This is a genomic window from Janthinobacterium sp. PSPC3-1, from assembly GCF_049896105.1.
In the GTDB taxonomy this organism is placed as follows: domain Bacteria; phylum Pseudomonadota; class Gammaproteobacteria; order Burkholderiales; family Burkholderiaceae_D; genus Janthinobacterium.
The window spans coordinates 21,181-47,583 of the sequence record NZ_JAFCTQ010000022.1; the positions used below are offsets into that span (position 1 = coordinate 21,181).

General features: G+C 60.6%; 23 protein-coding genes. 12 read left to right on the plus strand and 11 right to left on the minus strand.

Translation table 11 applies throughout. The features are described 5' to 3' along the window. Nucleotides 1-30: 30 nt before the first annotated feature. Together ACP7B7_RS20675 and ACP7B7_RS20680 are read left to right on the plus strand one after the other, a co-directional pair. The gene (locus ACP7B7_RS20675) at nucleotides 31-999 is read left to right on the plus strand and encodes a CAP domain-containing protein (protein ID WP_308922966.1); all 969 of its coding nucleotides are present in this window, start codon (nucleotides 31-33) and stop codon (nucleotides 997-999) included. A gap of 10 nt (nucleotides 1,000-1,009) precedes the next feature. Then, nucleotides 1,010-1,639, plus strand: a complete 630-nt coding sequence (locus tag ACP7B7_RS20680; RefSeq protein WP_308922967.1) for an Hpt domain-containing protein — start codon at nucleotides 1,010-1,012, stop codon at nucleotides 1,637-1,639. A gap of 30 nt (nucleotides 1,640-1,669) precedes the next feature. Here the strand turns inward: ACP7B7_RS20680 and ACP7B7_RS20685 are convergent, their stop codons facing one another. From ACP7B7_RS20685 to rpmH, 7 genes are all read right to left on the minus strand, one after another. Beyond that, nucleotides 1,670-1,861: a hypothetical protein gene (locus tag ACP7B7_RS20685; RefSeq protein WP_426077918.1), complete on the minus strand. Its 192-nt coding sequence runs from the start codon at nucleotides 1,859-1,861 to the stop codon at nucleotides 1,670-1,672. 199 nt (nucleotides 1,862-2,060) lie between these two features. Further along, the gene (locus ACP7B7_RS20690; RefSeq protein ID WP_426077919.1) at nucleotides 2,061-2,291 is read right to left on the minus strand and encodes a hypothetical protein; all 231 of its coding nucleotides are present in this window, start codon (nucleotides 2,289-2,291) and stop codon (nucleotides 2,061-2,063) included. An 81-nt stretch (nucleotides 2,292-2,372) separates the two neighbouring features. Next, the gene (mnmE, locus tag ACP7B7_RS20695; RefSeq protein WP_426077920.1) at nucleotides 2,373-3,752 is read right to left on the minus strand and encodes a tRNA uridine-5-carboxymethylaminomethyl(34) synthesis GTPase MnmE; all 1,380 of its coding nucleotides are present in this window, start codon (nucleotides 3,750-3,752) and stop codon (nucleotides 2,373-2,375) included. Between the two features lie 127 nt (nucleotides 3,753-3,879). Beyond that, nucleotides 3,880-5,604, minus strand: coding sequence for a membrane protein insertase YidC (yidC, locus tag ACP7B7_RS20700; RefSeq protein ID WP_426077921.1), 1,725 nt, complete (start codon nucleotides 5,602-5,604; stop codon nucleotides 3,880-3,882). 11 nt (nucleotides 5,605-5,615) lie between these two features. Beyond that, on the minus strand, nucleotides 5,616-5,876 hold the full coding sequence (gene yidD / locus ACP7B7_RS20705) for a membrane protein insertion efficiency factor YidD (RefSeq protein WP_308922972.1): 261 nt from the start codon (nucleotides 5,874-5,876) through the stop codon (nucleotides 5,616-5,618). Then, the gene (gene rnpA, locus ACP7B7_RS20710) at nucleotides 5,873-6,310 is read right to left on the minus strand and encodes a ribonuclease P protein component (protein WP_308922973.1); all 438 of its coding nucleotides are present in this window, start codon (nucleotides 6,308-6,310) and stop codon (nucleotides 5,873-5,875) included. Before rnpA ends, yidD begins: the two co-directional genes overlap by 4 nt. Nucleotides 6,311-6,333: 23 nt before the next feature. After that, nucleotides 6,334-6,468, minus strand: coding sequence for a 50S ribosomal protein L34 (gene rpmH / locus ACP7B7_RS20715; RefSeq protein WP_010401996.1), 135 nt, complete (start codon nucleotides 6,466-6,468; stop codon nucleotides 6,334-6,336). A gap of 491 nt (nucleotides 6,469-6,959) precedes the next feature. Here rpmH and dnaA point away from each other — a divergent pair, with 491 nt between their 5' ends. The 6 genes from dnaA to ACP7B7_RS20745 all read left to right on the plus strand — a co-directional run bounded on the left by dnaA (nucleotide 6,960) and on the right by ACP7B7_RS20745 (nucleotide 17,848). Continuing rightward, nucleotides 6,960-8,354: a chromosomal replication initiator protein DnaA gene (gene dnaA / locus ACP7B7_RS20720; protein WP_308922974.1), complete on the plus strand. Its 1,395-nt coding sequence runs from the start codon at nucleotides 6,960-6,962 to the stop codon at nucleotides 8,352-8,354. A gap of 154 nt (nucleotides 8,355-8,508) precedes the next feature. Beyond that, nucleotides 8,509-9,615, plus strand: coding sequence for a DNA polymerase III subunit beta (gene dnaN / locus ACP7B7_RS20725; RefSeq protein ID WP_071075104.1), 1,107 nt, complete (start codon nucleotides 8,509-8,511; stop codon nucleotides 9,613-9,615). Between the two features lie 138 nt (nucleotides 9,616-9,753). Next, a complete protein-coding gene (gyrB, locus tag ACP7B7_RS20730; RefSeq protein WP_308922975.1) occupies nucleotides 9,754-12,252 on the plus strand; it encodes a DNA topoisomerase (ATP-hydrolyzing) subunit B in 2,499 nt (832 codons plus the stop codon). Nucleotides 12,253-12,318: 66 nt separating this feature from the next. Then, nucleotides 12,319-16,176: a DUF3427 domain-containing protein gene (locus tag ACP7B7_RS20735; protein WP_426077922.1), complete on the plus strand. Its 3,858-nt coding sequence runs from the start codon at nucleotides 12,319-12,321 to the stop codon at nucleotides 16,174-16,176. Between the two features lie 46 nt (nucleotides 16,177-16,222). Then, on the plus strand, nucleotides 16,223-16,570 hold the full coding sequence (locus ACP7B7_RS20740) for an antitoxin VbhA family protein (RefSeq protein WP_426077923.1): 348 nt from the start codon (nucleotides 16,223-16,225) through the stop codon (nucleotides 16,568-16,570). A 129-nt stretch (nucleotides 16,571-16,699) separates the two neighbouring features. Beyond that, a complete protein-coding gene (locus tag ACP7B7_RS20745) occupies nucleotides 16,700-17,848 on the plus strand; it encodes an AI-2E family transporter (protein ID WP_426077924.1) in 1,149 nt (382 codons plus the stop codon). A 4-nt stretch (nucleotides 17,849-17,852) separates the two neighbouring features. Here ACP7B7_RS20745 and ACP7B7_RS20750 read toward each other — a convergent pair whose 3' ends face one another. Next, nucleotides 17,853-19,577, minus strand: a complete 1,725-nt coding sequence (locus tag ACP7B7_RS20750) for a methyl-accepting chemotaxis protein (RefSeq protein WP_426077925.1) — start codon at nucleotides 19,575-19,577, stop codon at nucleotides 17,853-17,855. Nucleotides 19,578-19,865: 288 nt separating this feature from the next. Next, nucleotides 19,866-20,795, minus strand: coding sequence for a DMT family transporter (locus ACP7B7_RS20755; RefSeq protein ID WP_426077926.1), 930 nt, complete (start codon nucleotides 20,793-20,795; stop codon nucleotides 19,866-19,868). A gap of 99 nt (nucleotides 20,796-20,894) precedes the next feature. Between ACP7B7_RS20755 and ACP7B7_RS20760 the strand changes: the two genes are divergently transcribed. The 3 genes from ACP7B7_RS20760 to ACP7B7_RS20770 all read left to right on the plus strand — a co-directional run bounded on the left by ACP7B7_RS20760 (nucleotide 20,895) and on the right by ACP7B7_RS20770 (nucleotide 22,944). Further along, nucleotides 20,895-21,704: an AraC family transcriptional regulator gene (locus ACP7B7_RS20760; RefSeq protein WP_426077927.1), complete on the plus strand. Its 810-nt coding sequence runs from the start codon at nucleotides 20,895-20,897 to the stop codon at nucleotides 21,702-21,704. A gap of 88 nt (nucleotides 21,705-21,792) precedes the next feature. After that, nucleotides 21,793-22,392, plus strand: a complete 600-nt coding sequence (locus ACP7B7_RS20765; RefSeq protein ID WP_426077928.1) for a MarC family protein — start codon at nucleotides 21,793-21,795, stop codon at nucleotides 22,390-22,392. 15 nt (nucleotides 22,393-22,407) lie between these two features. Next, entirely contained in the window at nucleotides 22,408-22,944 is a 537-nt protein-coding gene (locus ACP7B7_RS20770; protein WP_426077929.1) for a DinB family protein, read from the plus strand. Here ACP7B7_RS20770 and ACP7B7_RS20775 read toward each other — a convergent pair. Both ACP7B7_RS20775 and ACP7B7_RS20780 read right to left on the minus strand, forming a co-directional pair. Continuing rightward, nucleotides 22,912-24,093, minus strand: coding sequence for an MFS transporter (locus ACP7B7_RS20775; protein WP_426077930.1), 1,182 nt, complete (start codon nucleotides 24,091-24,093; stop codon nucleotides 22,912-22,914). The two genes, ACP7B7_RS20770 and ACP7B7_RS20775, sit on opposite strands and share 33 nt — an antisense overlap. After that, on the minus strand, nucleotides 24,090-25,268 hold the full coding sequence (locus tag ACP7B7_RS20780) for a serine hydrolase domain-containing protein (protein WP_426077931.1): 1,179 nt from the start codon (nucleotides 25,266-25,268) through the stop codon (nucleotides 24,090-24,092). Before ACP7B7_RS20780 ends, ACP7B7_RS20775 begins: the two co-directional genes overlap by 4 nt. Nucleotides 25,269-25,376: 108 nt before the next feature. Between ACP7B7_RS20780 and ACP7B7_RS20785 the strand changes: the two genes are divergently transcribed. Next, the gene (locus ACP7B7_RS20785; protein WP_426077932.1) at nucleotides 25,377-26,264 is read left to right on the plus strand and encodes a LysR family transcriptional regulator; all 888 of its coding nucleotides are present in this window, start codon (nucleotides 25,377-25,379) and stop codon (nucleotides 26,262-26,264) included. The last annotated feature ends 139 nt before the right edge of the window (nucleotides 26,265-26,403 follow it).

The window sequence follows — 26,403 nt, forward strand, 5'->3', positions numbered from 1 at the left end:
GCAGCAGTTCCCTTTCATACAGGAGTCAGCTTGATCGCCTTGTCCCAGCATAGCAAATCATTCATTCCCGCCCTGTTGATCGCGGCGCTGCTGACCGCTTGCGGCGGTGGCGGCAGCGACAGCGGCAATACGACCACGGCATCGACGGCCACTCCCGGGCCGCAGCTGGTGCAGGAGGCGGGCGCGCCCGCCATGACCGGCAGCATCGCCACCGATGGCTACAACTGGATCAATTACCGGCGCGGCCAGGTCGGCCTGGCCAGCCTGGCGCGCAACAGCCTGATCGATACCGCGGCGCAAGGCCATTCCGACTATTTAAAAACCAATAATACGGTCTCGCATGACCAGGTTGCCGGCAAGCCCGGCTTTACGGGCGCCACCCTGGCCGACCGCTTCGTCAAGGCGGGCTATAGCCTGAACCGCTCGAATTCCTATGCCTATGGCGAAGTGATCGCGGGCGCCACCAACAACTCCGGCTTTTACCTGGCGGAAGAACTGATCACCGCCATCTATCACCGCTTCGCCATCTTTGAACCGATCTTCAAGGAAGCGGGCACCGGCGCCGCCATGGGCAACAATGGCTACGCGTATTTCACCGCCGACTTCGCCGCCAACAATGGCTATGGCCCTGGGCTGGCCGCAGGGCAAGTCGTCACCTACCCCGTCAGCAACCAGGCCAAGGTGGCCACCAGTTTTTCCAGCAATAACGAGGAACCCGATCCGGTGCCGAACCAGGATATTGTCGGCTATCCGATCAGCGTGCACGCCAATATCAACGACGTGCTCGGCGTGACGGCCTTTACCGTGCGCCAGCGCGGCGCCGCCAGCGACCTGACGGTACTGCTGCTGCAACGCGCGACGGACCCGCAAACGCCCTTGTCCGCCGCCGCCATCATTCCGCTGGCGCCGCTGACGGCCGGCACCACGTACGACGTCAGCTTCAACGGCCGTGTGAACGGTACCGCCGTCACGCGCAGCTGGTCGTTTACCACGCGCTAGCGGTGACGGCATGAGCACACCCCACGCCGATAGCGACCATCGCGCCACCACAGCGCAGGGTTCGCGCGTGCTCGACGTGGAAGGCGGGCTGGGCCGTATCATGGGCGACCGCCCGCTATACCTGAAAATCCTGCGCCGCTTCCTGCATGATCACGGCACCACGCCGCGCCAGATCCGCATGGTGTTTGCCGCCGGCGACTATGCCGGCGCGCGCCTGCGCGTGCACACCTTGAAGGGCGCGGCCGGCATGATCGGCGCGGTCCAGGTGCATGCCTTGTCGAGCGCGCTGGAAATGGCGCTGCGGGCCCAGGCGCCCGGCCTGGCGCAGCAGATCGCGCACCTGGAACTGGCGCAAGATCAACTGCTGGGCGCCGTCAGCGCGATGCTGGGCACGCCCGAAGAAAGTCATCTGGCAGCGCAGGACATGGCGCCCGACCCGTCCGCCCCCGCCATCCAGCTGCTGCTGGCGCGCCTGGCCAGCCATTTGCGCGAGGGCGACGGCGCCGCCATCGATATCCTGGAAAATTCGGCCAGCCTGCTGGCCGCCAGCCTGGGCGTGCATGTGTACCAGGAAGTGGCGGCCGCCGCCCATGAATTCGATTTTGACAACGCACTGGAAGCCCTGCTGCGCCGGCGATAATCAGCGACAATCAGCGACAATCAGCGACAATCAGCGATCATATTGCGTCTCTTCCGCATACGCCTCGCCACAACTCTTGCAGCAGAAACGCCGCACCGCATCGAGCGGCTTGTCGCAATACCAGCAGGCGCCCTTGGGCGGCAGGTTTGCGGCCAGCTGCAAAGGCGTCAGCCGTGCACTGTCCCGCTCCTCCTGCGAGGCTTGCAACTGCTTGCTGTCCATGCCGGCCCCCTTTCCTAAAAGCACTAAAGTGCGTCAGGCAAGAGTACGTCAGCGGCGATTGTGCTTCATGACAATTCTCAATCGTGGCGGAAGCAAAATCTGGGGTCAGCACCCTCGCCCGTCAGCAATGAACTCCGAGTTTGCGGCATTGAGGGTCTGACCCCGGAACTTGCATTGGGGGTTGAACTGAACAGCAATACTAGCCCTGTTTCCGAAAACTCCTGACCGCATCATTCGCGTTGTCATCGATCACTTTCATGATCTCCGGCTGTTTCGCATATTTCACGCTCAAGCGCTTCAGCTGCTGCTGCGCCGCGCCGCACGACTGCTCGATGGCCTGCGTGATTTCGCGCTGGCGCGCCTTGTCGTTCTCGTCCCACTCGCCAGCGAAGTGCTCGCACATCTCGGCATTGTCGATAAACTTTGCCACATCAGCCGGCAGTTTTTGCTTTGCGCCAGCCAGCAGAGGCAGGCTCAGCAAAAGCGCGAACACAAGCTTCATCATTTCTCCTTATTTCCCGATACAGAACCGGCTGAAAATCACGCCCAGCAGATCGTCAGGCGAAAATTCCCCGGTGATGCTCGACAACTGCACCTGCGCCAGGCGCAGTTCTTCGGCGAACAGGTCCAGCGACTGGTCGTCCTGGGCCGCGTGTTCGGCGGCGATATTCAGATGCTTGCCGGCCGATTTCAGGGCGATCAGATGGCGTTCGCGCGCCAGGTACAGCGATTCGCCCGTCTGTTGCCAGCCGGCGATACGCAACAGCTCGCCGCGCAGCAGGTCGATGCCGATATGTTCATGCGCCGACAGGTAGACGTGGGTCGCGTCCGGCAACATGTCGACGCTGGGCTTGTGGCCGGACAAATCGATCTTGTTCCACACGCGCACCACCGGCACGCCTTCGGGAAAGGCGGCGACGATGGTTTCGTCGGCCAGGGTCGGGCCGTGGTCGGCGTCGAGCAAGTGCAGGATCACGTCGGCCTTGCCGATTTCTCCCCAGGTGCGCTCGATGCCGATGCGCTCGACGGCGTCGACGGTGTCGCCGGCGCTGCGGATGCCGGCAGTGTCGATGATGTTCAGCGGAATGCCCTCGATCTGGATCGTTTCGCTGACCTTGTCGCGCGTGGTGCCGGCGATCGGCGTGACGATGGCCACGTCGGCGCCCGCCAGCGCGTTCAGCAAGGAGGACTTGCCCACGTTCGGCTGGCCGGCCAGCACCACGTTCAAGCCTTCGCGCAGCAGCGCGCCCTGCGCGGCCTGGGCAAACACTTTATTCAAGGCCTCGATCACGGCTTTCAGCTGGCCGCGCGCGTTCGATTTTTCCAGGAAGTCGATCTCTTCTTCCGGGAAATCCAGGGTCGCTTCGACCAGCATGCGCAGCCCCGTCACCTGCTCCACCAGCGCATGGATGGTGTTCGAAAACGCGCCCGACAGCGATTGCGAGGCGGACTTGGCGGCCGCCTCGGTCGAGGCGTCGATCAGGTCGGCCACGGCCTCGGCCTGCGCCAGGTCGAGCTTGTCGTTCAAGAAGGCACGGCGCGTGAACTCGCCGGGCTCGGCCAGGCGCAAGCCGCTGTCCTTGCCCGCTTCCAATACGCGCGCGAGCAACAGCTGCAGCACGACCGGGCCGCCATGGCCCTGCAGTTCCAGCACGTCTTCGCCCGTGTACGAATGCGGGCCCTTGAAATGGATGGCGATGCCCTGGTCGATAATGGCGCCGTCCGCTTCAGTGAATGGCACATAAGTGGCGTGGCGTGGTTTCAATGCCTGGTCGCCGAACAGCGCGGCCATCAGGGGCGCCAGGTTCTTGCCGGAGGCGCGGACCACGCCGATGCCGCCGCGTCCGGGAGCGGTGGCGATGGCGGCGATAGGAGAGGAGTCGAGTTTCATGGGGGTAGTTTATTCGGAGAAGGCTGGAAGAGGTCGGCAAAACCCACTTTTTTTTGAAATCGGACCCAGCGGGTCCGATTTCAAAAAAAAGCCCGCACTAGGCGGGCTTTTGCTTTGCTAACCCTGCTTACACAGTGGATGGCGCGTATTTCTTGGTGATCACCCATTGCTGGCCGATCGACAGGACGTTGTTGACGACCCAGTACAGTACCAGGCCCGACGGGAAGAAGAAGAACATCACCGAAAACGCCAAAGGCATGAACAGCATCATCTTCGCTTGCATCGGATCGGCAGGGGCCGGGTTCAGCTTGGTCGTGATATACATCGAAATCGCGTACAGCACTGGCAGGATGCACCATGGGTCATGCTGGGCAAGGTCGGTGATCCAGCCTATCCATGGCGCGCCGCGGATTTCCACCGACGCGTTCAGCACCCAGTACAGGGCGATAAATACCGGCATCTGGATCAGGATCGGCAGGCAGCCGCCCAGCGGATTGATTTTTTCCGTCTTGTACAGCTCCATCGTGGCCTGGTTCATCTTCTGCGGATCGCCCTTGTAGCGCTCGCGGATGGCCTGCATCTTCGGCGTGACCAGTTTCATCTTGGCCATGCTGCGGTAGCCGGCGGCCGACAGCGGGAAGAAGGCCAGCTTGATCAGGATGGTGAAGGCGATGATCGTCCAGCCCCAGTTGCCCAGTACGCTGTGGATCTGTTCCATGACCCAGAAGATCGGCTTGGCGATAATCGTCAGCCAGCCATAATCCTTGACCAGTTCCAGACCAGGCGACACGGGTTCGAGCAGGTGCGCGATTTGCGGACCCGAGTACAGCTTGGCATCGATCGCGGCCGAGGCGCCTGGCGCCAGCGCCGGCAAGGTCACCAGGTTACCGATGGCGTAGGTGTTGGTCGACAGCTTCTTGGTAAAGATATCGCGCGCGATGTTCGCTGGCGGCACGAAAGCCGACACGAAGAAGTGCTGCGAGATGGCAAACCAGCCGCCGTCGGCGCGGACCGGATGCAGGCCTTTCATGGCCGTATCCTTGCCGGTGCGTTCATCTTCGACAGCCGCTTTTTCGATCTTCTCGAACGTCATCTTCTGGTACTTGTCCTGCGGCGTGTACAGGGTCGGGCCCGTGTAGCTGCTGTTGAAGAACGAGTCGCCGACCGGCTTGTTGCCGTCATGAACCAGTTGCATGTACAGCTGAGGCGTCACCGGCGCGGTGCCGACGTTCGATACGTCATGGCGCACGTCGATCACATAGTCGCCGCGTTTGAAGGTGAACGTCTTGGTCAGCTTGACGCCGCCTTGCACCGCTTCCATCACCAGCTGGATCTGCTTGCCGTCGGCAAGGGTGCGCACGCCAGGCTGCACCGTGAAGCCGGTGTTGTGCGTCGGGAACGGACCGCCGACCAGGCCGGTTTGCGCCAGGTAGGTATGGTTCGCGCCTTCGTCGAACAGCACTTCGTTTTGCTTGCCTGCATCAGGCTGGCACCACTGGAACAGGCCGAAGCAACCGCCAAACCAGCCCGGATTGCCCGCGCCCTTGAATTTGAGCAATTCCAGACGTTTGACCTGGCCACCCAATGTGTCGATATCGACCTTGATGACATCGGTGGTAATGGTGATGCGCTCGCTCTTGAAAGCGCCAGGATCGGCATTCACGCCAGGCAAGGATGCCGCGCCGGCGGCCGGCAGGGCGGTCGGTGCAGGGGTGGTCGGCGCCTTGGCGGTCTGGGCGGTATTAGCGGAGAACATCGACGGGCGACCGGTCGAAATCATCCATTCATTCCACAGAATTACCAGCGAGACGGAGAACACGATCCACAGGATGGTACGTTTATTGATATCCATTAGGGTATTGGTCAGGAGTGGTTGCAACCGCAAGCGGTCGTTGAAGATTGTTTGCCGTCGGCCGGTGGCACCGGGTCAAAGCCCCCGTCATTCCAGGGGTGGCAGCGGCACACGCGCTTGGCAGCCAGCAGGCTGCCTTTCGCGGCGCCGTGGACGCGCAACGCTTCCATCGCGTAATGCGAACAACTTGGATAGAAGCGGCAATTCTGTCCCAGCATGGGGCTGATCACCAATTGATAAGCTCGCAACAGGAACAGCAGCAGGGTTTTCATGGCGCGGATGGTGGTGGCGCAGCAACAGAGCGCGCTTGCGCGGCCACTTGCGCCGCGAACAGCCGGCTCAGTTCATCACGCAGCTCGGCTTTCAGCCTGGCCGTGGTGGCCGGGCCATCCTTGCTGTTGACGGCGCGCGACAGGCGCACCACACAGTCGACCGGCGGCAGCGCGCTGTTGCGAAACAGCTCGCGCGTGACGCGCTTGATCGTGTTGCGGGTCGCCGCGCGTGGCGCGAAACGCTTGGCCACAACGACGCCCAGCCGCGCATGCGGCAAGAGATTGTGTCGGGTATACAGCACAAAATGCGCTGTTTTTTGCGAAGGGCGCAAACGAAAAACGGATGAAAATTCATCCGTTTTAACGATACGCCGAACGCGCGCGAAGTCGTGTGAACCTTCGCGTTGATTGCCGACTGGAGTACAGCTAGCCACGCGATCAGCTGTCAACGACAAGCCTAGACGGCCAGGCGTTTGCGGCCTTTTGCGCGACGTGCGTTGAGCACATCACGGCCACCACGGGTAGCCATACGAGCGCGGAAGCCGTGCGTACGCTTGCGGCGAACGACGGAAGGTTGGTAAGTACGTTTCATGTTGGTCTCGCTAAAAACAAAAAAAATGCAAAATCGGGTCTGACGTCCCGTCAGTTTTTGGTGCCAATGACAATCGCGCACTTATGCCAAGGCACAAGCTGGCCAATCTCATCGCCCGCTTAATCCACGCTTAGTCCATATTGTCGTTCCAAATGAATAAACACGGAATACGGGCGGGGAACCCTGAATTATTCAGCATATACCCCCCCGCTGTCAAGGATTGCCGTGATCGGGTGGAAATTTTCGCAGCCGTCCCCATCTGTCCGGAATGCCGCATTGCCGCTGCGCGGCAGAGGATAACTCCAGACTTGTGCACATGCCCGGCCAGGCCCCAGTCGCAAAAATAACAGTCGTGCCTGTGGATAACTTTGGCGGTCGGGAGTAGAATAGCGCGTTACGTGTGGCGAGCCCTCGCGCGACGCCGGCCTTGCAACACGGTGCACGCAGGGCTGATCGATACGCCCTCCCACACCTTTTCACATAGACGATTCATGGACAATTTCTGGCAGGCCTGTTCCGCGCAGTTGGAACTGGAGCTGACACCGCAACAATTCAGTGCGTGGATAAAACCGCTTATCCCTCTCGACTACGAAGAGGGCAAGCTGCGCATTGCTGCGCCCAATCGATTCAAGCTCGATTGGGTCAAGACCCAGTTCGCCAGCCGCATTACCGCTCTTGCAATTGACTACTTCGAAGCGCCGACCGAGGTCCAGTTCGTGCTCGACCCGCGCCTGGCCCTGCCGAAGAAGCCGGTTGCCGCCAGCACCCCGGCCAGCGATCCGAACGGTGGCGCGCCCAGCGCGCGCGCCGCGGAGCCGCAGCCGAGCGTGCCGGAACTGAGCATCGGCGCCGCGCCACGGCGCGAGCAGAGCCGCATCAACACCGACCTGACCTTCGACAGCTTTGTTACCGGCAAGGCCAACCAGCTGGCGCGCGCCGCCGCGATCCAGGTGGCGAACAACCCGGGCGTGTCGTACAACCCGCTGTTCTTCTACGGCGGCGTCGGCCTCGGTAAAACCCACTTGATCCACGCCATCGGCAATCAGGTGATGGCCGACAATCCGGGCGCGAAGATCCGCTACATCCATGCGGAACAGTATGTGCGCGACGTAGTGACCGCTTACCAGCGCAAGGGTTTCGACGACTTCAAGCACTACTATCACTCGCTCGACATGCTGCTGATCGATGATATCCAGTTCTTTGGCGGCAAGAGCCGGACGCAGGAAGAATTCTTCTATGCCTTCGAAGCCCTGATCGCAGCCAAGAAACAGATCATCATCACCTCGGATACCTATCCGAAGGAAATCACCGGCATGGATGACCGGTTGATCTCGCGCTTCGATTCCGGCCTGACGGTGGCGATCGAGCCGCCGGAACTGGAAATGCGTGTGGCGATCCTGCTGAAAAAAGCCAAGCAGGAAGGCGTGACCTTCTCGGATGACGTGGCGTTCTTTGTGGCCAAGCACTTGCGCTCGAACGTGCGCGAACTCGAAGGCGCGCTGCGCAAGATCCTGGCGTACTCGCGTTTCCACGGCAAGGACATCACGATCGACATCGTCAAGGAAGCCCTGAAGGACTTGCTGTCGGTACAGAATCGCCAGATTTCCGTGGAAAACATCCAGAAAACCGTGGCCGACTTCTTCAATATCAAGGTCGCCGACATGTATTCGAAGCGCCGGCCCGCCAATATCGCGCGGCCGCGCCAGATCGCCATGTACCTGGCCAAGGAATTGACGCAGAAGAGCTTGCCGGAGATCGGCGAACTGTTCGGCGGCCGCGACCACACGACCGTGCTGCACGCCGTGCGCAAGATCGCCTTGGACCGCACCAAAAACCCGGAATGCAACCATGAGTTGCATGTGCTGGAGCAAACATTGAAGGGCTAAGCCCGGCATCTTGGCAAGGCTGGCTCAAAACGTGCTTTACCCTTATGATCTGGTAGGGCGCCCGCAGCAGCAAACAGCGAGTCTTGCCGGTGCTCCCTTGCAATGATTGTGAATTATTACCTTCTTCAACTACATACCCAACCTGAGGATAACTATGCAATTGGTCAAAACCACCCGAGATACGCTTCTCCGGCCACTGCAGATCGTGAGCGGTATTGTCGAGCGTCGGCACACTATGCCGATTCTGGCCAATATCCTCATCCGCAAAGACGGTGAAAATGTTTCTTTCCTGTCGACCGACACCGAAGTGCAGATCACCACGCACGCCCAGATCGGCTCCGGCGCCGACGTGACCGGCACCACCGTGGCCGCGCGCAAGCTGCTGGACATTTTGCGCGCCCTGCCCGAGTCGGGCGACGTCACCATGACCCTGCTGAACAAGCGCCTGACCGTGCAAACCGGCAAGTCGCGCTTCGCCCTGCAGACCCTGGCGGCGGAAGAGTTTCCGACCGTGCAACAGGCGGAAAGCTATAACGCGTCCGTCACCCTGCCCCAGAAAACCCTGAAGCACCTGTTCAATATGGTGCATTTCTCGATGGCGCAGCAAGACATCCGCTACTACCTGAACGGCCTGCTGCTGGTTCTGGATGGCAATAATGTCATCGCCGTGGCCACCGACGGCCACCGCCTGGCCTTCTGCCAGGTCGCCACCGAGCAGACCTTCGCGCGCCAGGAAGTGATTATTCCGCGCAAGACGATTATCGAACTGCAGCGCCTGCTGGAAGAAAACGACGAGCCGGTCCAGCTGGACATCGCCGCCAACCAGGTGAAACTGACCTTTGCCGACATCGAGCTGATCTCGAAGCTGGTGGAAGGCAAGTTCCCCGACTACACGCGCGTGATTCCGAAGGGCTACAAAAACGACTTCACGATCGGCCGCGATGAACTGCTGCGCTCGCTGCAACGCGCCGCCATCATGACCAGCGACAAGTTCAAGGGCGTGCGCTGCATTATCACCCCGGGCAGCATGAAGATCAGCTCGACCAATGCCGACCAGGAAGAAGCGGTCGAGGAACTGGAAATCGACTACGGCGGCGACTCGGTCGACATCGGCTTCAACGTCACCTACCTGCTCGACGTGCTGAACAACCTGAAGTGCGAATACGTCAACATCGCGCTGGGCGATTCGAACTCGTCCGCGCTGATCTCCATCCCTGACAACGCCGACTTCAAGTACGTTGTCATGCCGATGCGGATATAGAAGGTAGGTCGGATTAGCGAAGCGTAATCCGACGCACCCGGCGGCCATGTCGGGTTACGCCGTTCCGGCTAACCCGACCTACGGTCATCCGCCAGCAGTCCCGAATCAATCAGTAATCGCTATTTGAGAAAGCAGTCCATGTCCGAGAATCCACAAGACACCCCGATCCAGGCCAAAACGGAAGAATACGGCGCCTCCTCCATCCAGATTCTGGAAGGCCTGGAAGCCGTACGCAAACGCCCGGGCATGTATATTGGCGACACCTCGGACGGCACCGGCTTGCACCACTTGGTGTTCGAAGTGCTGGACAACTCGATCGATGAATCGCTGGCCGGCCATTGCACCGAAATCCACGTCACCATCCACAGCGACAACTCGATCTCGATCACCGACAATGGCCGCGGCGTGCCGACCGGCCTGAAAATGGACGACAAGCACGACCCGAAACGCTCGGCCGCCGAAATCGTCATGACGGAACTGCATGCCGGCGGCAAGTTCGACCAGAACTCCTATAAAGTCTCGGGCGGCCTGCACGGCGTGGGCGTATCGTGCGTCAACGGCTTGTCGAAACTGCTGAAACTGACCATCCGCCGCAACGGCAAAGTCCATTACATGGAATTCGTGCGTGGCGTGCCGCAAAACCGCATCATCGAAATGGTCGATGGCGTGGCGACGTCCCCTATCCAGGTGATCGGCGACACCGACAAGCGCGGCACCGACGTGCATTTCTGGGCCGACGAAGAGATTTTCACGCACGTGGAATTCCACTACGAAATCCTGGCCAAGCGCATCCGCGAACTGTCGTTCCTGAACAATGGCGTCAACATCCGCCTGTCCGACCAGCGCACCGGCAAGGAAGAAATTTTCGCCTTCGAAGGCGGCACGCGCGGCTTCGTGGAATACATCAACAAGGCCAAATCGGTCTTGCACCCGACCATTTTCCAGGCCACCGGCGAGCGCATGTCGGACCAGAACACGAATATCTCGGTCGACGTGTCGATGCAGTGGAACGACGCCTACAACGAACAGGTGCTGTGCTTCACCAACAACATCCCGCAACGCGACGGCGGCACCCACCTGACGGGCCTGCGCGCGGCGATGACGCGCGTGATCAACAAATATATCGATGAACACGAGTTCGCCAAGAAGGCGAAAGTGGAAATCACCGGCGACGACATGCGCGAAGGCCTGACCTGCGTGCTGTCGGTGAAAGTGCCGGAACCGAAATTCTCGTCGCAGACGAAAGACAAGCTGGTGTCCTCCGAAGTGCGCGGCCCGGTCGAAGAGATCGTCGCCAAGACCCTGGCCGACTACCTGCAGGAAAAACCGAACGACGCCAAGATCATCTGCGGCAAGATCGTCGAAGCGGCGCGCGCGCGCGAAGCGGCCCGCAAGGCCCGCGACCTGACCCGCCGCAAAGGCATCATGGACGGCCTGGGCCTGTCGGCCAAGCTGGCCGACTGCCAGGAAAAAGACCCCGCCCTGTGCGAACTGTACATCGTCGAGGGTGACTCGGCAGGTGGCTCGGCCAAGCAAGGGCGCGACCGCAAGTTCCAGGCCATCCTGCCGCTGCGCGGCAAGGTCTTGAACGTCGAGAAAGCGCGTTTCGAAAAAATGCTGTCCTCGGAGCAGATCACCACGTTGATCGCGACGCTCGGCACCTCGATCGGTCCGGACGAATTCAATGCCGACAAGCTGCGCTACCACCGCATCATCATCATGACCGATGCGGACGTCGACGGCGCCCACATCCGCACCCTGCTGCTGACCCTGTTCTACCGCCAGATGCCGCAACTGGTCGAACGCGGCCACATCTACATCGCGCAACCGCCGCTGTACAAGGTCAAAGCCGGCCGCGACGAGCGTTACCTGAAAGATGACGCCGAAGAAGCCACCTACATGATGACGGTCGCGCTGAACACCGCCGTGCTGGTGCCGCGCGAAGGCGCCGAAGGCATCTCGGGCGACACCCTGGCCGAACTGGTGCGCAAATTCAACCTGTCGAACACCATTATGACCCGCCTGACCCGCGTGATCGACCGCGCCGCCCTGACCGCCATCATGACCGGCGTGCAGCTGGACCTGTCGACCCTGGACCTGGCCGAAACCTCGGCGCAAGCCCTGCAAGCAGCCATCAACGACACGGCCGTCAAAGTGCTGGTGCGCTCGGACGACTTGTCCGAAAAACACATGCTGCGCATCGAGCGCATGCACCACGGCAACGTCAAAGTCAGCTCCATCGACGCCGACTTCGTCCAAGGCCCCGACTACGCCGTACTGAGCACCGGCGCCGCCACCTTCGAAGGCCTGATGGGCGAAGGTGCTTTTGTCCGCCGTGGCGAAGGCGAGCGCGTCAAGGAAATCGCCGTCACCGACTTCCACCAGGCCATGCAATGGCTGCGCGACGAAGCCGAACGCACAGTATCGAAACAGCGCTACAAAGGGCTGGGCGAAATGAACCCGGACCAGCTGTGGGAAACCACCATGGACCCAACCGTGCGCCGCTTGCTGAAGGTGCAAATCGAGGACGCGATCGCTGCGGACCAGATCTTCACTACTCTGATGGGCGATGATGTGGAACCGCGCAGGGCGTTTATTGAGAATAATGCGTTGCGTGCTGGCAATATCGACGTATAAGCGGTATTGTTGATAGAGGGGGCGACACGATGTGTCGCCTTTTTTTTGATCGTATTGAATGGCACGATGACTCCCACACTGAGCTACTACAATCAAAACGCGACAGCGTTCTTTAGCAATACTGTCAGAGTCGATATGTCCGCGCTGCATGCTCGATTTTTGTCTGCTGTAAGCGCTGGTGGCAGCGTGTTGGATGCCGGTTGTGGCTCAGGACGCGATGCCAAGGTCTTTCTCGAAAAAGGCTATCGTGTTACCGCCTTTGACGCTTCACATGAGCTTGTGCAATTAGCAAAGGAGCATACCGGTCTTGAGGTTCAGTTACGCAACTTCTCCGATGTCAAAGAACACGCTTGCTATGACGGTATTTGGGCCTGCGCTAGTTTGCTGCATGTCTCACAAGCAGAGTTGCCAGCAACACTTGCCGGTCTATGGAATGCGCTGAAGCCCGGTGGGGCGTTTTACCTCAGTTTTAAGCTGGGAACCAGCGAACGCGTTCAGGATGGGCGTCATTTCACGGACGTTGAAGAACCGCAATTGCGCGAGTGGTTTGCTGGCTTGCCAGATGTTGACCGGGTCGAGTGTTGGCAGTCCAGCGATCAGCGCCCAGGACGCACGGAGCAATGGCTCAATGCTCTGGTGCGCCGTGCAGTCGCGCCGCAAAATCATCTGATTACGGGCGGCAGCGATCCGTTTCTGCCGCACCTCAGCAGTTCCATTAACCAAGCGTCCGAAGTCGATTTAGCTGTCGCTTTCGTGAAGACGACTGGCCTGCGCTTGCTGCTGCCAGACCTGCAAAGTGCGCTCAAAGGTGATAAGGAATTGAACCGAAACGCGGCACGTGTACGTGTGCTAACGAGCGACTATTTAGACGTGACCGATACCGAGGCGCTGCGCTTATTGATGCTGCTTAAAGCGCAAGGCGCGCAGGTCAAAGTGTATGAATCGGCTGGCAGCAGTTTTCACCTCAAAGCTTATCTGTTCGCGCAGCTCAATGATCAGAGTGTTCTAAGCGGCACGGCATTTATTGGCTCTAGCAATATCAGCCGGCAAGCGCTCACGAATGGCTTGGAATGGAACTATCGTATCGATTATCCGGGCGACAATGGCTATCTTGAAGCGCGCGCCAGATTTGAAGAATTGTTCGTACATCCTCGCTGTATTCCCCTAACGGATGAGTGGATTGCGCAGTACGATGCACGCCGCGTTCCCTTACCGATGGCGGTAGCGCCAGGTAGCCTGGAACAAGATGCGCCGCCGACGCCGTCAACCGTCCAAATCGAGGCCTTGTTCGCCCTCCGAGCGACACGTGATGAAGGATTTCGACGCGGCTTGGTCGTGCTGGCGACCGGACTTGGAAAAACATGGCTGGCTGCTTTCGATGCGAGGCAGCTGGGCGCGCGTCGCGTGTTGTTTGTCGCCCATCGAGAAGAGATTTTGTACCAGGCGGCAGAGACGTTTCTCAGAATTCGCCCGGATGCGCGCGTGGGTTTTTATGCGGGTCAAACGCGAGACACTGAGGCGGAAATACTCTGTGCTTCTATTCAGACGCTGGGGCAAGAAAAGCATTTGGAGCGCTACGCCCCAGACCATTTTGACTATATCGTCGTCGACGAATTTCATCATGCCGCTGCACCGACCTACCGCCGCTTACTGGCCTATTTTTCGCCGAAGTTTTTGCTGGGTCTGACAGCAACGCCGGATCGCTCAGATCAATCCGATATTCTTTCTCTTTGCGATGACAATCTCGTCTTTACGCGTGGGCTATTCGACGGAATCACGGCCAAGCTCTTGGTGCCGTTTCACTACTATGGCATCTTCGACAGCTCGGTGGATTATGCTGAACTACCATGGCGTAGCGGCCGATTCGATCTCGACCAGCTGAGTAATAAGCTGGCGACACTGGCTCGCGCCAAGCATGCGCTGACAGAATGGCAGCGCTATAAACAGCAGCGCACACTGGCATTCTGTGTCTCGGTGGTCCATGCCGAGTTTATGGCCGCACAGTTTGCGAAGGCGGGTATCGCTTGCGCTGCGGTCTATGCTGGTTCGCCCATGAGCCGTGCCGATGCGCTGGAGCGCTTGCGCGACGGACGCCTTGCGGTGATCTTTTCTGTCGACCTGTTTAATGAAGGCGTCGATTTGCCGGCCATCGATACGGTTATGATGCTGCGCCCTACCGAATCTAAAATTCTGTTTCTGCAGCAGCTAGGCCGAGGCTTGCGCAAAAGTGAAGGCAAAGAACGCTTGGTTATTTTGGACTTTATCGGTAATCACAAGAGCTTCCTTCACAAGCCGGAGGCCTTGTTTGAGATCGACGCCAGCTACAAAAAATTAGCGGATTTTGCGCGTAAGGCAGAGGCGAATCAGCTTGAACTGCCCGAGGGATGCTTCGTCAACTACGATTTGGAATTGATCGATTTTCTCAAGTCGCTGGACAGCGACGGAACAAAGAACGAATACGTCGCCTTGCGTGATAGCTTCGGTCGGCGCCCCGCCTTGGCCGAGTTTTACCGGGCTGGCGCGAGCATGCCAGCCATGCGCAAAGAGTATGGTGATTGGTACGCTCTCGTTCAGGCCATGGATGACCTTGACGCAGACGAGCAAGTCATCGCTACCAAGCATCGTAGCTTCTTGCGCGAATTGGAAATTACCAATATGAACAAGAGCTTCAAGATGGTATTGCTTGAAGCATTTCAGGAAATCGACGGTTGGGATACGCCACCAACAGTCGCCGCGCTCTCCGAGCGTTCTTGGCAAGTACTGCAACGGCGACGTGCACTTCTGGGAGATCTTCCGGAAGCACTTCGCTCAGGAAATGGTCATAGCGAGGCATGGCTACGCTACTGGTCCGGCAATCCGATCAACGCTTGGACAGGCGGTAATAGCACAAGTAAAAATAGCGATTTCCGAATCAAAGATGGGCGATTTGAAGCTGTCTTTACACTCGCTGATGGCCACCGACAAAAATTCGAACTGATGGTGCAAGAGATCATCGATTACCGCTTGGCCGCCTATGAAATTCGTCGCATCCAAGCCGAGGTACCGAGTAATGTGATTCCGTTTGTTCGCAGCGACAAGGCAAACAATCTGACCTCGCTCCCCTATTTCCCAAATTTGAAGATCGCCTGCGGTCACTTTAAGACTGGCACTGTGGATGCTGAAGAGTACCGCAGCCTGCCGATCAGCTACGGACATGTCGATCCGCATCGGCACTTTATCGCTCGGGCATCGGGCAACTCCATGAACGGGGGTAAACATCCGATTCAGGATGGCGATTACCTGCTACTGGAACATATCACCTCCACCAATGCCGGCTCGATAACGGGATCGGTGATGGCGATCGAGCGTCAAGACGATGCCGGTGATGGCTTCCAGTATTTGCTGCGCCATATCGTCAAAACACCTGGCGGCAGCTATGTGCTGCATGCAACCAATCCAGACTATCAGGACATGGATGCCACCGAGGACATGCACACCTTGGCGCGCTTTAAAGCCGTTGTTAATCCGCTCGATCTGGCTGTAGGACAGTCGTTCAAGCGCGAGGATATTGCGCCGCTATTTGGCGAGACCTTTAACAGCGGCAGTTGGAATGCCGGCCATGTGACGCTGGCCAGCAAAAACGCTATCGTGTTGCTGGTAACGCTAAATAAGCAAGGCAAGGTTGCAGATCATCGCTATCTCGATCATTGGATCGATGACAGCACCTTTCATTGGCAAAGCCAAAACTCCACAACACCGATTAACAAAAGGGGACGAGACATTATCGAGCACGAGCAAAAAGGACTCGCGATCCACTTGTTTGTAAGAGAGTCTAGGCTACACAACGGCAAAGGTGCGCCCTTCGTTTATCACGGTCCGGTACGATACGAGAGTCACGAAGGCAGTAGTCCGATGAGCGTCGTATTTAGCTTGGCCACGCCATAGCACTTGCTTTATCGAAGCGTGAGCGCTACACAGGAAGGAGCAAATAATGACCACGACCAAAGGAGAGAGTGCCCTGCATGCCGCTCGTGCTTGTGAGTACGCCATCACGGCGCAGCAAAGCGACGCCGCCGCCTTCCAGCGCATGCGTGAGCAATATGCGGCAAGCATCCCGACCTACGAGGAAGAACAAAAACAGAAGAACCTGCAACGGGCAGGGATGAGCACGGAACAACGCAAGCGTCATGAGGCCCTGGACTTTGCGCGGGCGAACGTTGAGCTGTCCGGCGGCAAGATCAGCGAAGAAGATGCACAGCACGCCCTGCGTTGGGCGAATGGTGACCTCACCATGGACGAATACTTGGACGCAGTGCGGTTAAAAATTGCTCCGACGTAAATGAAAATAGCATTTTGCCATTCTGCGGTATGATTTCCCACCGTGCCGCCACGCCCTGCCCCCGCCTTGCGCACCTCGTTGTATCCAGGCACAGCAAAGCCTGGGTAGCTCTCTCTCCAAGGACCTTCTATGTTCGGTTTTAACTTACGCGTCGCCAAGATGGTGTGGACGGCTTTTATCGTCGCTTTCTTGCTGTTCATTATCTACAAGGTGTCGTCGACCTTGATCGTGGTGGTGTTTGCGGTGTTCTTCAGTTACCTGGTGTATCCGCTGATCGGGCTGCTGGAGAAGTATGGGCCGAAGCGCCTGCCGCGTACGGCCAGTATCGGCATCGTGTTCCTGGTGGTGATCTTGCTGGTGGCGGTGCTGGGGTCGATTTTTGGGGCGCGCATCGAGGATGAGGCGATCAAGCTCAGCGATCAGTTGCCGACCCTGCTCAAGGGGAATAACTTTGCCGAGCGTATCCCGCTGCCGGAATTTATGGAGCCACTGCGCGCGCGGCTGCTGTCGTTCATGCAGACGCAGCTGAGCGGCGGGAATGGGCAGGCGATGCCGCTGGCCAAGGAACTGGGGCTGACGGTGATGCATGCGGCCAGCAACCTGATCTATCTGGTGCTGGTGCCGGTGCTAAGCTTTTTGCTGATCAAGGAAGGGCCGGACATGCGCGACGGCTTGCTGTCCCTGCTGAATCGTCCAAATAAAAAGCTGTGGGGCGCCATTATCGATGACCTCGACATCTTGCTGTCGCGCTATGTGCGCGCCCTGCTGCTGTTGTCGATCGCGACGTTTATCTCGTACAGCGTGGCGTTTTCGCTGATGGGCGTGCCGTATGGCTTGCTGCTGGCGGGTGCCGCCGCGCTGCTGGAATTTATTCCGTTTGCGGGGCCGTTGGCGGCGGCGATCATTGCCGTGGTGGTGGCCGGCTTCAGCGGCTTCGAACACGTGTTCTGGCTGATCGGTTTTATTGCCGCGTATCGCTTGTTCCAGGATTACGTGGTCAATCCTTACCTGATGAGCGAAGGCGTGGAGGTGTCGCCGCTGATGGTCATCGTCGGCTTGCTGGCCGGCGACCAGCTGGGTGGCGTGGTGGGGATTTTCCTGTCGGTGCCGGTGATGGCGGCGATCAAGATTGTGTTCGTGCGCGCCAGGGCGGCCTTGCAGGCGCGCCATGATGCACATGAGAAAGCGGAGCTGGCGGCGGAGGCGGCGCGCGCCAGGGCGGCCGAGGAAGCTGCGCTGCTGCTGGAGCAGCGCAACCATACCGCGCTCGACGTATAACGGTTTAGAACTCTTCCCACTCGCCGCTGCTGTCGGCCGCAGGTTTTGCCATGCGCGGCTTGGCGGCGGCGCTGGCCATGGCCGGCTTGGCCAGTTTCAAGGCCGGGCGCTTGGCGGCAGCCGGCCTGGCCGCGGCCACTGCCGGTTTGCGCAATGCAGGCGGTGCCACTGGCGCGCTGTGATTGGCGTCGAGCTTGAAGCGGCTGACCATTTCGGCCAGCGCCGCTGCCTGTTCCTGCATCGATTCCGAAGCGGCGGCCGCCTCTTCCACCAGCGCGGCGTTCTGCTGCGTGACGGTATCCATTTCGGCCACGGCCTGGTTGATCTGGTTGATGCCCAGTTCCTGCTCGCGACCGGCGGCGCTGATCTCGCCCATGATGTCGGTCACGCGGCGGATGCTCGATACGATCTCGTCCATCGTGGTGCCGGTCTGCGTCACCAGGTCGCTGCCGGTGCCCACGTTCTGCACCGACGCTTCGATCAATTGCTTGATGTCTTTCGCGGCACTGGCCGAGCGGTGCGCCAGGTTGCGCACTTCGGTGGCGACCACGGCAAAGCCACGGCCCTGCTCGCCCGCACGCGCCGCTTCCACCGCCGCGTTCAATGCCAAAATATTCGTCTGGAAGGCAATGCCGTCGATCACGCCGATAATGTCGGCGATCTGTTTCGACGAGTCGCTGATGGTGCCCATGGTGGCCACCACTTGCGCCACCAGCGCGCCGCCCTTGACGGCCACGTCGGAGGCCGACACGGCCAGCTGGTTGGCCTGGCGCGCATTGTCGGAATTCTGCTTCACGGTCGAGGTCAGTTCTTCCAGCGACGAGGCGGTTTCTTCCAGGCTCGACGCCTGCTGTTCGGTACGGCTCGACAGGTCCAGGTTGCCCGAGGCAATTTCATTGCTGGCGGTGGCGATCGCACCGCTGCCGTCGCGCACGCCGCGCACGGTGGTCGACAAACGGTCCTGCATCTGTTTCAGGCCACCCAGCAAGGCGCCCATTTCATCCTGGCGCTCGATGACGATATCGTTGGCCAGGTTGCCCTCGGAAATCGCATCGAAATGGCGCAGCGCCTGGTCCAGCGGACGGAAGATGGCGCGCAGCAGCAGGATGCTGGACACGACGATCAGCAGCAGGCCGATCACCAGGCCACCGATGGCCATCGCCACCTGGGTGTCGTACTTGGCCTGGCTGCCGGCATACATGCTGGCGGCCGTGGTGATCTGGAACTGGGTCAGCTTTTCAGCGGCCACGTCCATCGAACGGTACAGCGGCGTCATGCCCTTCATCATCAGGCTGTCGGCCTGCTCCGCCTTGCCTTCGCGCAGGGCCTTGCCCAGGGCCAGCAGGCCGTTGTTGATATAATCGCTGCGCTTCTTGTCCATGTCGTCGGACAACACCTTTTCTTCCGGGCTCTGCGGCAGCGCCAGGTAGACTTTCCAGGACTTGTTCGACGAGTCGATGAATTGCTCGCCGCGCGTGACGATATCCTTGGCATCGGCCGCTTCCGGGTGCACCACGGCGCGGTCGATGGTGAAGCGAGCGCGGCCCAGCAGGATCTGCGATTCGCCGATGGCTTGCGTGGACGCCAGCTGGTTGCTGTAGACCTCGTTCAAGGTATTGTTGGCCGATTTCAGGCCGACGATGCTCATGCCGCCCAGGATGGCGATCAGCACGCCGAGCACGGTCATGGTGGCGATCAAGCGCAGCTTGATGGTGAGTTTGGAGAACATAAATTTTCCTTGATAGATACGCGGCATGAGGGCGCTGATCCTGGCGGAACGGCCGGCTTCATGACGTAACGGTTGTATGAGTATGCAAGTGACGGAGTGTTGTGCGGCGGCAGGGGAAAGGCGGCCCACTCGTATCAGAAGAGAAGCGCGAAAAACAGAGGGGTTCTTCGCGCGTTTAATTTCTTGATTGCAAGACTACAGGGAAAATTTATGAGTAGCAATATATTGGGCAAAAAATCACGCTTTGTCACCAACACCTGATGTTTTTTTGTGCAGTTGCCGTACTTTTCATGCCTGTGATGCAATGGTATTGCGTGCAAACACCGGTCGCTGCACCGTCTGCGCCAGCAGCACGCCCAGCAGGGAAATACCGCCGCCGATCAGGTGAAATGCATGCAGGGTGTCGTGCAGCCAGACGATGGCCAGCAAGGCCGTCAGTATCGGCAGCAGGTTGACGAAAATGCTGCAGCGGTTCGGCCCCAGCCGCTTGACGCCTTCGATCCACAAATACGACAGCACGATGGACGAACCAATGCCGGCATAGGCGATCAGCGGCAGGGTGGCGTTGTTCAAGGGCGCGCTGCCGGCCGGCAGGCGCAGGAAGAACGGCAGCATGCACAGCAGCGCCGCCCAGGCCTGGCAGTAGATCGCTTGCCAGGCGGGCACGGCCAGGCGCCAGCGGCGCAGCAGCACGCCGTACAGGGCGAACACCAGGCAGGCGAGCAGCATCAGCGCGTCGCCCGCATGCACGCCTTCATGCAGCAGCACCAGCATGTCGCCGCGCCCCACCAGGTACAGCAGGCCGCCAAACGACAGCAGGCCCCCAAGCGCCATGCCCAGCGTCAATTGCTCGCCCAGCAGCAGCACGCTGAGGATCGCCGTCATCAAGGGCGCCAGCGCCGTGACGATGGCCATATTGGTGGCGGTGGTGCTCTCCGCCGCGCGATACGACAGGCTCTGGAACAGCGCCATCGCCATCACGCCGCACAACGCCAGCTGCCACCAGTGGCGGCGTATCGCCACGCGGTTGCGCCACAGCGGGCGCGCAACAAAGGGCGTCATCACCAGCAGCACCAGCACCAGGCGATAAAAGGTGATGGCGGTGGGGGCGATGCTGGCGGCGGCCAGTTTCGAGACCACCACATTGCCGGCCCACAAGAGCATGGCGGCCAGGGGATAGAGATAATGGTGGGGGTGGATCTTGTCGTGGGCAAGCATGCATGGCTCCGGTGTCAATGGCGGGAAAACCATCATGCCGCAGGCGCGCCGCGCCTTCTCGCGCTAATATGCCGTAAGCTATCGCAAAACTGACTCATCATGACCACTGAAGCGCACTACCAGGAACTGCTGCCCGTCACCGCGCGCGCCATGGCGCTGGCGATCGACTATGCGCACGGTCACGTGATTTCCGTGCACCGGCATTCGCATGCCCAGCTGCTTTACGCCATCGACGGCGTGATGACGATCGAAACCGACAGCGGGCGCTGGGTGGTGCCGCCCACGCGCGGCGTATGGCTGCGGCCCGGCGTGGAACACCAGATCCGCATGAGCGGCGCCGTGAAAATGCGCACCGTGTTCATCAACTGTGCGAATTCACCGCTGCTGCCGCGCCACAGCTGTGTGCTCGAGATCAGCCCGCTGCTGCGCCAGCTGATCGTGGCGGCGGTCGATATCGCGCCCGATTTTGCCGATGGCGGACGCGACTGGCACTTGCTGCAACTGCTGCTGCACGAGCTCGACAGCCTGCCGGTGCTGCCCCTGTATTTGCCCTTGCCAGTCGATGCGCGCCTGCGCGGCATCTGCACGCGCCTGATGGCGGAGCCCGGCGAACAGCGGACGGTGGCGCATTGGGCCGCTCATTTGGACATCACCGAACGCAGCCTGCACCGGCTGTTCCAGAAACAGACCGGCATGCGCTTCGGCCAGTGGCGCCAGCAGGCGCGGCTGCTGCGCGCGCTGGAACAGCTGGCGCACGGGGCCAAGGTGATCGACGTGGCGATGGACAATGGCTATACCAGCCAGAGCGCGTTTGCGGCGATGTTCAAAAAACACTTCGGCACCACGCCGACCGACTTTTATCGCACGGCGCCAACAGTGGTCAAAAAAAATGCTGCTATGCATCAATAATCGTGGGCGATTGCGATCTGGCTTGCTATCATCGCAAGCCTTGAAACCGTAGTTGTCTATACCGGCTGGCAACCCTACCAACACTGACATGACCCAGAATTTCTTCCAAACTTTTATCCTGCTGTTGCTGGTCACCGACCCGTTCGGCAACGTTTCCCTGTTCGTCAATGCCCTGAAAAGCGTGCCCGTCGAGCGGCGCTGGAAGGTGGTGGTGCGCGAATGCGCGATCGCCTTCGGCATCTTGCTGCTGTTTATGTTCTTTGGCCGTCATTTCCTGAAAGCCATGCAGCTGTCGGAAGTCGCGCTGCGCATCGGCGGCGGCGTGATCCTGTTTTTGATCGCCATGCGCATGGTGTTTCCGCAACCCAGCAATGGCAATAGCGATCACGATATCGCCGGCGAACCGGTTATCGTGCCGCTGGCGATTCCCGCGCTGGCAGGGCCGTCGGCGCTGGCTACCGTGCTGCTGTTTTCTTCGCACGAAGTCGATGAGGTCATCGCCCATGTGGCGGGCTTGAGCGCGGTAGCATTGGTGTGGCTGGTGGTGTTCCTGAGCGCCGAGCGCCTGCAACGCGCGCTGGGGCCGAGGGTCATGACGGCCTTCGAGCGCCTGATGGGCCTGATCCTGACGGCGATGGCGATCGAAATGCTGCTGGCCGGCATACGGGCCTTTTTGAAATCAGTTTAAACCGGAGAAAACACCATGAGCCGCTGCGCCCACATCTGCATTATGGCCGAATATAACCAGTGGATGAACGCCAAGCTGTATGCGGCGGCCGCCGCCTTGCCGAGCGAAGAACTGCGGCGCGAGCGCGGCGCCTTCTTCGGTTCGCTGCTCGGCACCCTCAATCACATCATGGCGGGCGATACGCTGTGGCTGCAGCGTTTTGCAAAACACCCGGCCGGCTTTCCCTTGCTGGACCCGGTGCGCGCCATCACGCCGCCGACCTCGCTCACGCAATCGCTGTTCGACGATTTCACTGCCATGCAGGCGCACCGACACCGGCTCGACCAAGTAATTGTCGACTGGGCCGCCTCGATCACGGAAGCCGATCTCGACCATTTGCTCGACTACCGCAACAGCCGTGGCGAGAACCGGCGCCAGTTCTTTGCGCTGCTGATGCATTTCTTTAACCACCAGACGCATCACCGCGGCCAGGCGACGACCCTGCTGTCGCAGGCGGGGGTGGACATCGGCGACACGGATTTACTGGTGTGCATCCCCAGCCACCTGGAATGACGGCGCGCGGAACAACGATGCTTTGACCACGATGACGGCCAGCGCCAGCGCCGCCAATAAAACGCCGCTGGCCAGCGCGCCCTGCATGCCGTAGCGGGCAATCGCCGCCCCGCCCGCCAGCGCGCCCACTGTCACGCCCAGGTTGATGGCGGCGATATACACGCCGATGGCAAAGGCCGGCGCCTCGCGCGCTTCGGAACTGAGCCACATTTGCGTGACGATCAGCCCGCTGGTATGAGCGGCGCCCCAGAACAGCGCCAGCACCGCGATGGCCCAGCCGCCAGCCTGCGCATAGCGGTACAGCAGGCCATAAGCCAGGCACAGCAGTAACGGCTGCAACAGCACCGTGCGCAGCACATGGCGCCCCAGCAGCCGCCCCGCCAGCAGGTTGCCGGCCACGCCACCGGCGCCAAACACCACCAGCAGCAGCCCCGTCTGGCGCGCCGTCACGCCGGCCACTTCCTGCAGGTAGGCGGCCGCATAGGCATACACGGAAAACATGGCGGCAAACACCAGCATGGCCGCGACAATATTCAACCACAGTGCCGGCTTGCGCAGGATGGCCAGCTGGCGGCCATAGGCCAGTGGCGCGCTGTGCGGCGTATCGGGCAGGAATCGATACAAGCCCAGCGCGGCCAGCAGATTGACGGCGGCGCAAGCCAAAAACGATGCCTCGTAGCCATATTGAGCGGCGATCCAGGTGGTCAGGGGGATGCCCAGCACCATGCCCATGCTGGTGCCCGTGAACGCATGGGCGCCGGCGCGCGCGGCGTCTTGCGGCAGGTACAAGGCGGCAGCCGCCACCATCGCCAGCGAAAAATACACAGGGTGGAACAGGGCCGGCACCACGCGCAGCGCCAGCAAGCATTCGAAGCGCGGCGCAAACGCAGACGCCACGCTGGCCAGCGCAAACACGCCCAGCGACACCAGCAATACGGGTTTGCGTCGCCAGCGCGTGGCCAGCAGCACCAGGAAGGGACCGGCTGCGGCGATCACCAGCGCGAACAGGCCCACCAGCATGCCGGCGCGGCTGGCAGACACATCGAAGCGCTGCATAATCAGCGGCAAGATGCCGACCACGCCAAACTCGATGCAATACACGCCGAACAGGCCCAGCGCGAGAAAGACGATGGGATGCGGGCGCCTCATGCCAGCTCCTGGCCATACACGGCGCGGCACAGTTGCTCGACGAACGGCCCGGCCATGCCCTCGATGGCCGTATTGGTGAACGCCACCACCGACAGTTCACGCACCGGATCGACAAACCACGAATGGCCATAGGTGCCCCCCATGCGCCAGGTACCTGTGCTTTCCGGCGTGCCCGCCGCCAGCGGATCATTCAATACGGTAAATCCCAGGCCAAAACCGCGCCCGGGCCAGAACGGCAGCTCAAGACTGCCGGTCTGGCTGCGGCTCATTTCGCGCGCCAAGCCTGGAGGCAACAAGGGCGCGCCACCCAGGCGCAGGGTTTCCAGCAGGCGCATGAAATCTGGCGCCGAGCCGACCATGCCGGCGCCGCCCGAGGCATACGCGGCCGGGTCCAGCGCCCGTCCTGGTGACAGGGTAAAACCGGCCATGCCGTCGAGAAAAGGCAGATGATCGTCGCCACTGTCATGCAGGCGGCGCGGCTGCGCCTGGCCTGCCACGCGGTCGGCATAGGCCACCGCCAGGCGTTGCGCATCCAGCGCAACAAAGTCGGTGTCCGCCATGCCCAGCGGCCCCGTCACCAGCTGCCGCACCGCCTGCGCCAATGGCATGCCGGCCGCCTGCTCGATCACGGCGCCCAGCACATCGCTGGCGATCGAATAGCCCCAGCGTTCACCGGGCGCAAAGGCCAGCGGCACGCCGGCCAGGCGGCGCAGATTATCTTCCAGCGAGACGGATGAGGCATCCATGCCGTCCGACACGCCCGCCTGCGCATACGGGCCGCCCGGCGGCTGGAAAAAACCATAGTCGAGGCCAGCCGTATGCGTCAGCAACTGGCGCACGGTGATGGCCGCCACCTGGCCATCGGGCTGGCGCGGCTGGAAATATGGCAGCCACCGCGCCACCAGGTCATCCAGTTGCAAACGGCCTTGCGCCACCAGCGCCAGCGCCGCCGTCGAGACGATGGGTTTGCTGACCGAAGCCAGGCGGAACAAGGCGTCGTCGCGCATGGGTATGGCCGCTTCGCGGTCCAGGTGGCCGGCCGCGCGGCGGTAGCGTTCGCGGCCCTGGTGGCGCACCAGCACCACGGCGCCCACCAGGCGCCGCTCATGCAGCACGGTGCTCAGCAGGGTATCGATACGGGCCGCCAGCGGCGCGGCAGGAAAGTCAGTGCTCATGGTCAACCTTTCAAATGGAAAGGCCCAGCGTAAGGCGGCCGGCATCAAAGAAAAAAGGCTATAGTTTCTGTCTGAGCGGACGCTGACGTCCGCAATTGAAGGGGCACCATGGACAATCTGGCGGGTTTGACGGCTTTTGTGCAGGCGGCCGATACGCGCAGCTTCGTGGCGGCGGGGCGCGCCCTGGGCATTTCGGCGTCGGCGGTCGGCAAGAGCATCGCGCGGCTGGAAGAACGCCTGGGCGTGCGCCTGTTTCACCGCAGCACGCGCAGCATCGCGCTGACCAGCGAGGGGACGATTTTCCTGCAGCGCTGTCGGCGCATCCTTGGTGAAATCGAGGCGGCCGAACTGGAACTGTCGAGCAGCAAGAGCGCGCCGCGCGGGCGGCTGCGCGTCAGCATGCCGCTGGTGGGCGAACTGCTCAACCCGGTGCTGGCCGCGTTTGCGCGCGCCTGGCCGCTGGTGGAGCTCGATCTCGATTTCAGCAACCGCCGCGTGGACCTGGTCGAGGAAGGCTATGACGCCGTGGTGCGCGCCGGCGACAGCGCCGACAGCCGTTTGATGAGCCGCCTGCTGGGCCATTTTCATTTGCAGCTGGTGGCCTCGCCCGCCTACTTGGCCGAGCATGGCGTGCCGGCCCTGCCGCTCGATCTGGCGCGGCACAACTGCCTGCTGTACAAATTTCCCAGCAGCGGCAAGATCGAAGCCTGGCCGCTGGCGGACTGGAATGCCCTGCTGGCCGCCGGCCTGCCCGCCAGTCTCAGCTGCAACAGCGTGGACACCCTGCTGCACTTTGCCGAGCGCGGCCTGGGCATCGCCGCCCTGCCCGACTTTGCCGCCCGCGCCGCACGCGAGGCCGGCCGCTTGCAAGCGGTGCTGGCGGAACACACCGTACATGCGGCGCCTTTCCATATCCTATGGCCAGGTAGCCGGAATATGTCGCCGAAACTGCGCGTTTTCATTGATTTTCTGGTAGCAAATCTATTTCCAAAATGATGAGTTCGCTTGCAGTGCTGCCCCACGTTGTTTCCACACGACAACTTGTTTCAGGAGCTGCCTTTTTTGTAACTTGATACAGTTATTTGTATTGCCGTGTGGAATTTTGAGGAACAATTACTGCCTCGCTGCGCTAAGT

What these genes read in the sequence shown, in the direction of transcription:
- ACP7B7_RS20785 (WP_426077932.1), top strand. Translation starts at nt 25,377, where the DNA reads ATGGACAATCTGGCGGGTTTGACGGCTTTTGTGCAGGCGGCCGATACG.
- ACP7B7_RS20735 (WP_426077922.1), top strand. Translation starts at nt 12,319, where the DNA reads ATGACTCCCACACTGAGCTACTACAATCAAAACGCGACAGCGTTCTTT.
- ACP7B7_RS20750 (WP_426077925.1), bottom strand. Translation starts at nt 19,577, where the DNA reads ATGTTCTCCAAACTCACCATCAAGCTGCGCTTGATCGCCACCATGACC.
- dnaA (WP_308922974.1), top strand. Translation starts at nt 6,960, where the DNA reads ATGGACAATTTCTGGCAGGCCTGTTCCGCGCAGTTGGAACTGGAGCTG.
- ACP7B7_RS20680 (WP_308922967.1), top strand. Translation starts at nt 1,010, where the DNA reads ATGAGCACACCCCACGCCGATAGCGACCATCGCGCCACCACAGCGCAG.
- mnmE (WP_426077920.1), bottom strand. Translation starts at nt 3,752, where the DNA reads ATGAAACTCGACTCCTCTCCTATCGCCGCCATCGCCACCGCTCCCGGA.
- ACP7B7_RS20780 (WP_426077931.1), bottom strand. Translation starts at nt 25,268, where the DNA reads ATGAGCACTGACTTTCCTGCCGCGCCGCTGGCGGCCCGTATCGATACC.
- rpmH (WP_010401996.1), bottom strand. Translation starts at nt 6,468, where the DNA reads ATGAAACGTACTTACCAACCTTCCGTCGTTCGCCGCAAGCGTACGCAC.
- ACP7B7_RS20755 (WP_426077926.1), bottom strand. Translation starts at nt 20,795, where the DNA reads ATGCTTGCCCACGACAAGATCCACCCCCACCATTATCTCTATCCCCTG.
- ACP7B7_RS20760 (WP_426077927.1), top strand. Translation starts at nt 20,895, where the DNA reads ATGACCACTGAAGCGCACTACCAGGAACTGCTGCCCGTCACCGCGCGC.
- ACP7B7_RS20740 (WP_426077923.1), top strand. Translation starts at nt 16,223, where the DNA reads ATGACCACGACCAAAGGAGAGAGTGCCCTGCATGCCGCTCGTGCTTGT.
- ACP7B7_RS20745 (WP_426077924.1), top strand. Translation starts at nt 16,700, where the DNA reads ATGTTCGGTTTTAACTTACGCGTCGCCAAGATGGTGTGGACGGCTTTT.
- gyrB (WP_308922975.1), top strand. Translation starts at nt 9,754, where the DNA reads ATGTCCGAGAATCCACAAGACACCCCGATCCAGGCCAAAACGGAAGAA.
- yidC (WP_426077921.1), bottom strand. Translation starts at nt 5,604, where the DNA reads ATGGATATCAATAAACGTACCATCCTGTGGATCGTGTTCTCCGTCTCG.
- ACP7B7_RS20775 (WP_426077930.1), bottom strand. Translation starts at nt 24,093, where the DNA reads ATGAGGCGCCCGCATCCCATCGTCTTTCTCGCGCTGGGCCTGTTCGGC.
- ACP7B7_RS20765 (WP_426077928.1), top strand. Translation starts at nt 21,793, where the DNA reads ATGACCCAGAATTTCTTCCAAACTTTTATCCTGCTGTTGCTGGTCACC.
- ACP7B7_RS20770 (WP_426077929.1), top strand. Translation starts at nt 22,408, where the DNA reads ATGAGCCGCTGCGCCCACATCTGCATTATGGCCGAATATAACCAGTGG.
- ACP7B7_RS20685 (WP_426077918.1), bottom strand. Translation starts at nt 1,861, where the DNA reads ATGGACAGCAAGCAGTTGCAAGCCTCGCAGGAGGAGCGGGACAGTGCA.
- dnaN (WP_071075104.1), top strand. Translation starts at nt 8,509, where the DNA reads ATGCAATTGGTCAAAACCACCCGAGATACGCTTCTCCGGCCACTGCAG.
- yidD (WP_308922972.1), bottom strand. Translation starts at nt 5,876, where the DNA reads ATGAAAACCCTGCTGCTGTTCCTGTTGCGAGCTTATCAATTGGTGATC.